Source organism: Nonomuraea sp. SBT364 (assembly GCF_001083785.1).
Taxonomy (GTDB): domain Bacteria; phylum Actinomycetota; class Actinomycetes; order Streptosporangiales; family Streptosporangiaceae; genus Nonomuraea.
The window spans coordinates 1-8,093 of sequence record NZ_LAVL01000262.1; the positions used below are offsets into that span (position 1 = coordinate 1).

The window sequence follows — 8,093 nt, forward strand, 5'->3', positions numbered from 1 at the left end:
GGGATATCGCCGGAGGAGCAACGGCGGCGCGAGCGCGAGCGCAAGCGCAAGCGGACGGAGGCGGGCAAGCAGCGCCAGGAGCGCCGCGCCCAGCGCACTCCGATCGCGCCGCCGCCGGCGGCCCGCAGGCCGCACTACCCCGACCCCCGGGACAGATTCCCCGGTGGCCCCCGCAAGCCCGCGCCGATCACGCAGAAGACCAACGACGTCATCAACGACACCACCCAGTCGCTGAAGGACATGAGGAACAGGGCGGTCCAGGAGGCCGGCCCCATCATCGGCCAGACCGGACCGGGCGCGCAGGCGGCACCGGACATCTCACCCGTCGGCGGCGGGCAGGGTCCAGGAAGCGGCACGCCGCCGAAGTCCGGAGGCGGACAGCCGCCCGGCCGGCCGGGATCCGGCGAGCGGGACGACGGCGGCAAGAACAGCTTTGGCCTGCCGCAGCTGAAGCTGCCGAAACTCCAGTTGCCGGACCTCGCCGCGTCGGGCTGCCCCCCGTACGCGCCGCCGACGTGCGGGCTCGGCGAGCTGTTCGACGGCTTCTACGACGGCATGGCCAAGGCGATCGACTACGTGGTCGGACATGTGGGCTTCACGGGAACGGCCTGCTTCGTCGTCTGCGTCAGCGGGACCTTCCAGGATCTGCAGATCTGGGGATCCATCGGCGCCGAGGGATTGAGCTGGAAGATGCTCGCCAGTGGCAAGGTGCGGCCCAGCTTCGGGCTGGCGGCGAGCATCCAGTACACCTCGAAACGCCCCGACGAGCAGGGGTTCTGGTACGGCCAGGCCTGTGGCTACAACGGCGTGGGCGGATGCGTCATGGGCGATCCTGGCAGCTCCGCCGCCGGCCGCGAGGGCTGGTGGGGAGTCAGCGCGGGACGGGGCATCGGATGGTTCGCCGGAGGCATGGTGACGAAGAAGTTCTTCGACTTCCGCTGATGAAGCGTTCAGCGGGTAGCGGGCTTGACCAGGCCACAGTCGTAGGACAGTACGACGGCCTGCACGCGGCTGGTCAGCCCCAGCTTGGCCATCAGGCGGTTGAGGTGGGTCTTGATGGTGCCCTCGCTCACCGACAGCCGCTCGGCGATCTCCTTGTTCGACAGCGCGCGCCCCACCAGGCGCAGCACCTCGGTCTCGCGGGCGGTCAGGCCGTCGAGAGCCGGGGCGCTGGCGGGCGGGGTGACGAACGCCTCGATCAGCCGCTTGGTGACGGCCGGCGCCAGGAGCACGTCCCCGGCGGCGACCGTGCGGATGGCGGAAATGATGCGCTCGGGAGGGGTGTCCTTGAGCAGGAAGCCCGACGCGCCCAGGCGCAGCGCGTTGTAGACGTACTCGTCCAGGTCGAAGGTGGTGAGGATGAGCACCTTGGGCGGCGTTCCCCGGGCCGCGGCCAGGATGAGCTCCATGGCGGTGATGCCGTTCATGCCCGGCATGCGGATGTCCATGAGGATCACCTCCGGCGCGAGCTCGGCGGCCAGGCCGACGGCTTCCTCGCCGTCGGCGGCCTCGCCCACCACCTCCAGCCCCGCGGCCCGTAACAGCGCGGCCAGTCCGGCCCGGATGAGCACTTGATCGTCCACTACCAGGACCTTGATCATCGCCCTGCCTCAGGTTAGGTCGGTACCCTCAGGCGGGTGAGAGCGGAAAGGTCGCCAGGACCTCGAATCCGCCTGTCGGGAGGGGACTTGCGGAGATCGTTCCGTGGTAGAGCCTGACACGTTCAGTCATGCCGATCAACCCATGGCCATCAGAGGTCGCGCCGGACGCCGGGCGGGCCGCACCGTCGTCGGTGACGCGCAAGGTCAGCGTGTCGGGCGCGTACGTCACGCTGATGTCCACCCGCGCGGGCGCGGCGTGCTTGAGCACGTTGGTCAGCGACTCCTGCACGATGCGGTACGCGCACAGGTCCAGCCCGGGAGGCAGCGGCCTGGCCCGCCCGGCGACGTGCAGCAGCACGTTCAGTCCTGCCACCCGCATCCGCGAGGCCAGCATGTCCAGGCCGCCCAGCCCCGGCATGGTCGAGTAGAGCACCTCCTCGTCCGACTCGCCCTCGTTACCGGCCTCGCCAGCCTCCGTGCGCAGCAACGACAGCAGGCGCCGCATCTCGGTCAGCGCCTCGTGGCTGGTGTCGGCGATGACGGCGAGGGCGGAGTGCGCGGTCGGCGGGTCGGACAGGGCCACGTAGCGGCCGAGCCCCGCCTGCACGGAGATGACCGACATGTGATGGGCGACGACGTCGTGCAGCTCGCGGGCGATGCGTACCCGCTCGCCGGTGACGGCCGTGCGGGCGGAAGCATCGCGCTCCCTGGCGACCTGCTCGGCCAGGGAGGCCAGCTTCCTGCCGCGCTCGCCCAGCAGGCGCACGATGGTACCCGTGGTGACCGCCCAAGCCGCCACGATGAGCGACTGGCCGAGCGCCGACCACAGGGCGACGCCGGGCTGGATGTCCGAGGCGTGCGTCCACTCGGCCACCACCAGGGCCGTTCCGGCCGCGGTGGCCCGCCAGGACGCGTGCGCGGCCACCGTGTACAGCGCCAGCAACGGGCCGATGTCGTTGAGCCCCGGGTGGTAGCCGAGCAGGTGATAGATCAGCGCCGCCGCCGCCGAGACGACCAGGACGGGCAACGGCGTCCTCCTGCGCAGCGCCAGCGGCGCGTTGACCAGCGCGGTCAGCGTCAGGGACACGGCGTCGGCCGGGAGCCCTTTGCCCGTCTCAAGCAGCTCCCACAGCCAGCTCCCCACGACGAGCGTCGCCGCCAGCGCGCCGTCGAGCAGCCGCGGGCTCAGCGCGGACAGCCTCCTGGTTAACGATGCGGAGCTGACAGGCAACGCCGGTACGCCCTCGCGAAAATCATGGTCGGTCTCCGGGTCGGGGTGATGGGGGTCCCACCATGCAACGGCGGCCGCGGCCGACGCAACAGGCGTGTGTGCAGGGGGCGGCCACCGCGCGAGGCCCCGCCGGGCATCATGCGCCCGGCGGGGCCCCAGGGCCGCCGCTGTGGACAGTGCTGCTGAGGGTGGGAGCTTTAGGCGGGTGCCGTCGAGAAGCGGGTGCTACTGAGGGGGCGCGGGGAGCTCGCGGCGGCTGAAGGTGACGCCGCCGTCCTGGGCTTCCTGGCCCTCCTGCTCCTGGGCGGCGGCCGCCTGCCCCGTCACCTGGTAGACGCGGGTCTGGTTGTCGGCGGTGCGGAACAGGAACGCCCAGGAGGGCCCGTTGGCGTTGGTGAAAGCGAAGGTGGTGGGATCGGTCGCGCTGGAGTCAGGATCGAAGGTGACCCGCTCCCAGCCGCGCCACACGCCCGAGCCCTGCGCGGTCTCGCCGGTGCTGTGGACGGCTCCGTCCGCGCCGCGGGCGACGATCTCGGTCTTGCCGCTGAGCGGGCTGATCAGGGCCGAGGGCGCGCCCGCGGCGGTGAAGCCGGGCACCTGCTCCCAGGCGTCAGGGAACGTCCCGGCGTCATCCTGCCGCTTGGTGAGCACCGTCCCGTCCGTGCCCCGGGCGAACAGCCGGATCCTGCTGCCGGGATAGACCACAACCGTGGGCGCGGCGGTGAACCCGGGTCCGCTGATACTCGTGCAGCCGGTGACCGCGCCGTTCGCGTAGAGCATGGTCCGCAGCACCCCGGCGGTGTCCACGACGAACACCCGGATCCCGCCGCTGACCGTGGCCACCGCCGGGGCGGCGCCGGACAGCCCGGCCACGCCGAGGCTGATCCACGACGTGTACGGCCCGGCCGCCGCGGTCTGCGGCAGCGCCCACAGCACGCCTCCGGAGTCCACGGCGAAGGCCACGGGCCTGCCGTCCTCCAGCTTCCCGATCGCCGCGTGCGAGGCCATCGGCAGGTCCCCGGGCAGCCATGCCGCCCAGGCCGGCGGGTTCTTGGTGGCCTGCGTGAGCGTCCAGACCGAGCCCGCGGCGTTGTGACCGGCGATCTGCAGCCGACCGTCGGCCTGTTCACCCAGCCCTGGCCGTCCGGTGTGGGCCTCCGCGCCGGAGATCACCGTCCACTGCACCGAGCCGAAGTTGTCCGGGTCGGACTGGTGACCGTGCAGCAGCCGGCCGATGTTGTCGGTGTAGGCGTACTCCAGCGTGCCGACCTGCGCCCCGGGGACAGGCGTGGCCTGCATGGCGGAGGTCGGCGTGTACGACTCCAGCGGCACCGGCGCCGAAGAGGCCGGGACGAGCCGCGACAGCACCACGGCAGTGCCGGAGGCGGGTTGCCCGGCCTGCCGCCCGCCCGCCGCGCCGACGGCGGCCTCGCCCTTGCCGTCGCCGTTGAAGTCGGCGAGGGCGGCGGCTGAGCCGAAGTTGTCGCCGGCCTCGTTGACGTCGCCGGCGTCGATCTGGGTGATGCGGCGGCCGGTCGTGACGCTGACCGTGGCGTTCGCCTGCCGCGGGCCGCCGCGGAACAGGAAGGCGGCGCCGGCTCCCGCCGCGCCGTACGCCTTGCCCGGCGCGCCGATGACCAGATCGGCATGCCCGTCGCGGTCGGCGTCGCCTGTCGTCAACGCCGCGCCGAACCTGTCACCCGAGGCCGCCTGCTCGGCCGCCCCGCTCTCCTGCAGCCAGAACGCCGCCCCCAGCTTGACGGAGGCGCCGGGCAGGATCGCGACCGAGCCGCTCTTCACGTCGGCGCCCAGCACCTCGCCGGGAATGCCGACGGCGAGGTCGGCGTAGCCGTCCTTGTCGAAGTTGCCGACGGCGAGCGCGGCGCCGAAGTTGTCACCGGCCTCGTTGCCGCCGCCGTTGCCCTCCTGGGTGAGCCCGAATCCCGCGGCCTTCCCCGCGGCGGCGCCGGGGATCACGTAGATGCCGCCGCTGCCGGCCGGGTCGGCGCCGGGCGCCTCCGCGGGCGCGCCCACGATGAGGTCGGCGTGCCCGCTGCCGGTCACGTTGCCGGCGGCCAGCGAGGCGCCGAACCGGTCGCCGGCCTCGGTGCTCCCGCCGGCGTCCTCCTGCTTGGCCGCCCAGCCGCCGGTCACCCCTGTGGCGGAGCCCTTGAAGACGTAGATGGTGCCGCCCTTGGCGGTCTCCTGGTACGGGATCTCGCCCGGCACGCCGATGGCCAGGTCGGCGTAGCCGTCGCCGTTCATGTCGCCGGCCGCGAGCGCCGTGCCGAAGTTGTCGCCCGCCTCATTGCCGCCGCCCCCGGTCGCCTGATCGAACCACTTGCCGCTCGACAACCCGCCCGCGCCACCGGGGAAGACGGCGATCGCGCCGGCGTTCGCGGCCGACCCGACCGCCTCGCCCGGCGAGCCGACGGCCAGGTCGGCGTAGCCGTCCTTGTTGAAGTCGCCCACCGCCAGCGCCGCGCCGAAACGGTCGGCCGTCTCGACGCCCGCCCCTGCGTTCGCCTGGGTCAGCCGGGTGCCGGGGGCGACCAGGCCGGTGGCCGAACCTTTGAAGACCGTCACGCTGCCGCCCGCGTCGGCGGGCGCTCCCACGGCCAGGTCGGCGTGGCCGTCCTTGTTGAAGTCACCGCTCACGGACGTGCTACCGAACCTGGCCCCGGCGGCCAGGCCGGCCGGTGTGAGGACGCGCCGGGCGTACACGTCAGCCGGAGCGCAGGGCGTCCCGGCGCGTGAGGTGGCGGCGTGGGCGGCGGGCACTGAGCCCGCCACGACCCCGGACGCGATCATCGTGAGGACGCATAACCAACCGAGCAGGTGACGACGGGCCATGGGGATCCGACCTCCGCCTAGACAGGACAGAATCTCGGCGAAGATATCCAGCCGACCGTGCCCGGGGCGTCTGCTGCAGGGTGGAAACTTCGCTCAACCGATTCGCGTAGCCGCCCGTCCCTTGTCAACCAAAGCGGTACGCGCGACTCGGTCTCCGCGGCGTCGGCCGCGCCAGGGTGCGGTGAGGGGTGGCTCGGCCGATGCCCAGATGCCGGGCGATCGAGCCGGGCCCGGCCACATCAGGTTGGACCATTAACTGCGTCTGGCTGCCGTGTTCGGCATCGATGAAGACCGCCATCCGCTACGCCAACGCCGCCCGCCACCTCCTGCAGAACACTGCGGAAACGCCCGAACCACCGTGACACCATAGGCATCGTGATCTCCGCGGATGAGCTTGTCAGCCGAAGGCTGCTCCAGGTGACGGTGTCCTGGCACATCCACCCCAGCGACGACCACGCCTCACTGGTGCACATGTGGTTGCACCTGAGCGATCTCGGCCCGGTCCGCTTCCACACCGCCCCCGACGCCTCGCTCGAGCTGACGCTCGATCAACCACACGACTCCTATGACATGGACGAGTACGGCCAGGTCACCGTCGGTCCCGCCCCAGACGATTTTCTGATGAGCCGATTCATCGGCCAGTCGATCCGAGCCGTTCACCGCATCATCGACCACCGGATCGAGACCGAGATCGGCCTCCGGCTCGAACTCGATCACGGCGAGGTGCGCATCCTCAACCTGGGCGACGACCTGGTCATCACCGACACTGCTCTGCCGGACGCACTCGAAGCCGCTCTCCGCTGACCCCCTTCGCGACGTTCAGTGCGCTGAACCCACGAGGCACGTGAGTTCCCGCTGAGACACCTTCAGTGCGCGTGAACTCTGGGCTTTCCCGGCCCACCACTCGCGTCCGCGCGACCAGCCCCAGAGTAGCTCTCCGTAATAATCGGCACTCTTCGTGTTCGTGGAAATGACCAGTTCTGCGAGAGGCGGCCGCATCCCGACGGGTGTCTCGATTTGTCCTCGATCTTCGTTCTCAGAACAGCGTCGGCGATAGGTTCTGCGACATGTCGGAGCCCGGGGATCCGGCTGCTGCCGTCGAACAGTTCGATTGCCCGATGTGCGCTCAGCGGGGCCCGCTGCCGGTCGGTCCCGCCACCCGATGAACCGTCAGCGTGCCGCCCGGCAGCATCGGGCGGCGCCGAAGGCTGGACGGTCAGGTCGTCGCCTGCTCGCGAGTCCACTCCTGGTCGGCCCAAGCCGGGTCGAGCGGGGTGCAGGCGATGTGGTTGGTGTAGTTCGACAGCGTCTTCATGCCGACGCCGAGCACGATGTCCAGCACGTTGCGGCGGGTGTGCCCGGCGGCCTGGAACGCCTCGATCTCGGCCTCGGCCACCCAGCCGCGCTGTGCCACCACGGCCCGGGTCAGCAGGCGGACCGCCTCCAGCGCCTCGTCGGCGAGTGGCCGCCCCGCTCGCAGCGCCTCCACCACCTCGGCCGGCACCCGGGCACGCAGCGCCAGGGTGGAATGCGCGGCCACGCAGTACTCACATCCGTTCTCCACGCTGGCCGTGATCAGCACCACCTGCTTGGCCGCCAGAGGCAGCGACGACTTGCCGAACTGCTCGGCCAGCGCGTTGTAGCCCGCCAGCAGCTCCGGCGACTCGGCCATCACCGCGTTCAGCGTGGTCACGAACCCCATCCGCTTCTTGGCCGCCGCCAGCATCGGCCGCGCCGCCTCAGGGGCGTCGCTTTCGTCGTAGGTACGGAAATCGCTCATCATCTCTCCTCGGTAGTGGCGAAACCATCAAGTACGGCGCGCACGCCCGCCGGAGCGCGTCGTGGTGGCGGTCCAGAACCTGGCGCATCTCCGGCAGCCTGCCGCTCGCGGTGGCGTGGGTGTTGGTGACCAGGCATCCCCAGCGGGCGTGCTCGCCCCAACAGCGGGCCGCCACCAGCCGCTCGAAGAACGCGGCGATGGCCGGTAGGCCGCGTTCGTCGGCGGCCAGAGCGTCGAATTCCGGCCGCGACTGCCGCTCCAGGTAGCAGCCCAGCGCGGCGGCCTGCAACTGCGCCTTGCCGCCAAAGGTGGCATACAGGCTGGAGCGGCTGAGCCCGGTCGCCTGGACGACATCGGCGATGCCGCAGGTGTCGGCCCCATGCTGCCAGAACAGGTCCGCCACCTGATCCAACGTCATCTCGGGATCGAAGTGCTCAACATCCGGCATGCCGCAACCTCGCCAAGGATCCTTCAGGCATCCACGGGCTGCGTCGCCGGGACGGCGGGTCTTTCCCCTTGAACGTGGACACCTCGGAGACTGGATCTTGAGGTCCAGGGGAAGAGATGTCCCTGATGGTGATGAAGAACTACCCGCCCGAGTTTAAGGCCGACGCGGTGGCGTTGGTGC

The 8,093-nt window shown here is 71.1% G+C and carries 6 protein-coding genes and 1 pseudogene; 2 read left to right on the forward strand and 5 right to left on the reverse strand.

Going from position 1 to position 8,093, the window contains the following annotated elements; genetic code table 11:
* Window positions 1–942 (forward strand): annotated as a pseudogene (locus ADY59_RS52085) (hypothetical protein); the annotation flags it as partial.
* 8 nt (window positions 943–950) lie between these two features.
* On the opposite strand, the gene ADY59_RS45525 reads toward ADY59_RS52085, so the two are convergent.
* The 3 genes from ADY59_RS45525 to ADY59_RS45535 all read right to left on the reverse strand — a co-directional run bounded on the left by ADY59_RS45525 (window position 951) and on the right by ADY59_RS45535 (window position 5,643).
* The gene (locus ADY59_RS45525; protein ID WP_049577033.1) at window positions 951–1,601 is read right to left on the reverse strand and encodes a response regulator; all 651 of its coding nucleotides are present in this window, start codon (window positions 1,599–1,601) and stop codon (window positions 951–953) included.
* A gap of 28 nt (window positions 1,602–1,629) precedes the next feature.
* Window positions 1,630–2,832 carry a sensor histidine kinase gene (locus ADY59_RS45530; protein WP_049577036.1) on the reverse strand — a complete coding sequence of 401 codons (1,203 nt, stop codon included), beginning with the start codon at window positions 2,830–2,832 and terminating at the stop codon, window positions 1,630–1,632.
* 225 nt (window positions 2,833–3,057) lie between these two features.
* Window positions 3,058–5,643 (reverse strand): FG-GAP-like repeat-containing protein, encoded by a 2,586-nt coding sequence (locus ADY59_RS45535; RefSeq protein WP_197094169.1) that lies wholly within the window; start codon window positions 5,641–5,643, stop codon window positions 3,058–3,060.
* Window positions 5,644–6,156: 513 nt separating this feature from the next.
* On the opposite strand from ADY59_RS45535, the gene ADY59_RS45540 reads away from it, so the two are divergent.
* The gene (locus tag ADY59_RS45540) at window positions 6,157–6,489 is read left to right on the forward strand and encodes a hypothetical protein (RefSeq protein WP_156326144.1); all 333 of its coding nucleotides are present in this window, start codon (window positions 6,157–6,159) and stop codon (window positions 6,487–6,489) included.
* 412 nt (window positions 6,490–6,901) lie between these two features.
* On the opposite strand, the gene ADY59_RS45545 is transcribed toward ADY59_RS45540, so the two are convergent.
* Together ADY59_RS45545 and ADY59_RS45550 are read right to left on the reverse strand one after the other, a co-directional pair.
* Window positions 6,902–7,465, reverse strand: coding sequence for a carboxymuconolactone decarboxylase family protein (locus ADY59_RS45545; protein ID WP_049577043.1), 564 nt, complete (start codon window positions 7,463–7,465; stop codon window positions 6,902–6,904).
* On the reverse strand, window positions 7,425–7,913 hold the full coding sequence (locus tag ADY59_RS45550) for a TetR/AcrR family transcriptional regulator (RefSeq protein WP_053175790.1): 489 nt from the start codon (window positions 7,911–7,913) through the stop codon (window positions 7,425–7,427). The genes ADY59_RS45545 and ADY59_RS45550 overlap by 41 nt, the downstream gene beginning before the upstream one ends.
* Window positions 7,914–8,093 lie beyond the last annotated feature (180 nt).

Coding starts and splice junctions, on each gene's coding strand:
- ADY59_RS45525 (WP_049577033.1), bottom strand. CDS start 1,601: ATGATCAAGGTCCTGGTAGTGGACGATCAAGTGCTCATCCGGGCCGGA.
- ADY59_RS45535 (WP_197094169.1), bottom strand. CDS start 5,643: ATGATCGCGTCCGGGGTCGTGGCGGGCTCAGTGCCCGCCGCCCACGCC.
- ADY59_RS45540 (WP_156326144.1), top strand. CDS start 6,157: ATGTGGTTGCACCTGAGCGATCTCGGCCCGGTCCGCTTCCACACCGCC.
- ADY59_RS45545 (WP_049577043.1), bottom strand. CDS start 7,465: ATGAGCGATTTCCGTACCTACGACGAAAGCGACGCCCCTGAGGCGGCG.
- ADY59_RS45550 (WP_053175790.1), bottom strand. CDS start 7,913: ATGCCGGATGTTGAGCACTTCGATCCCGAGATGACGTTGGATCAGGTG.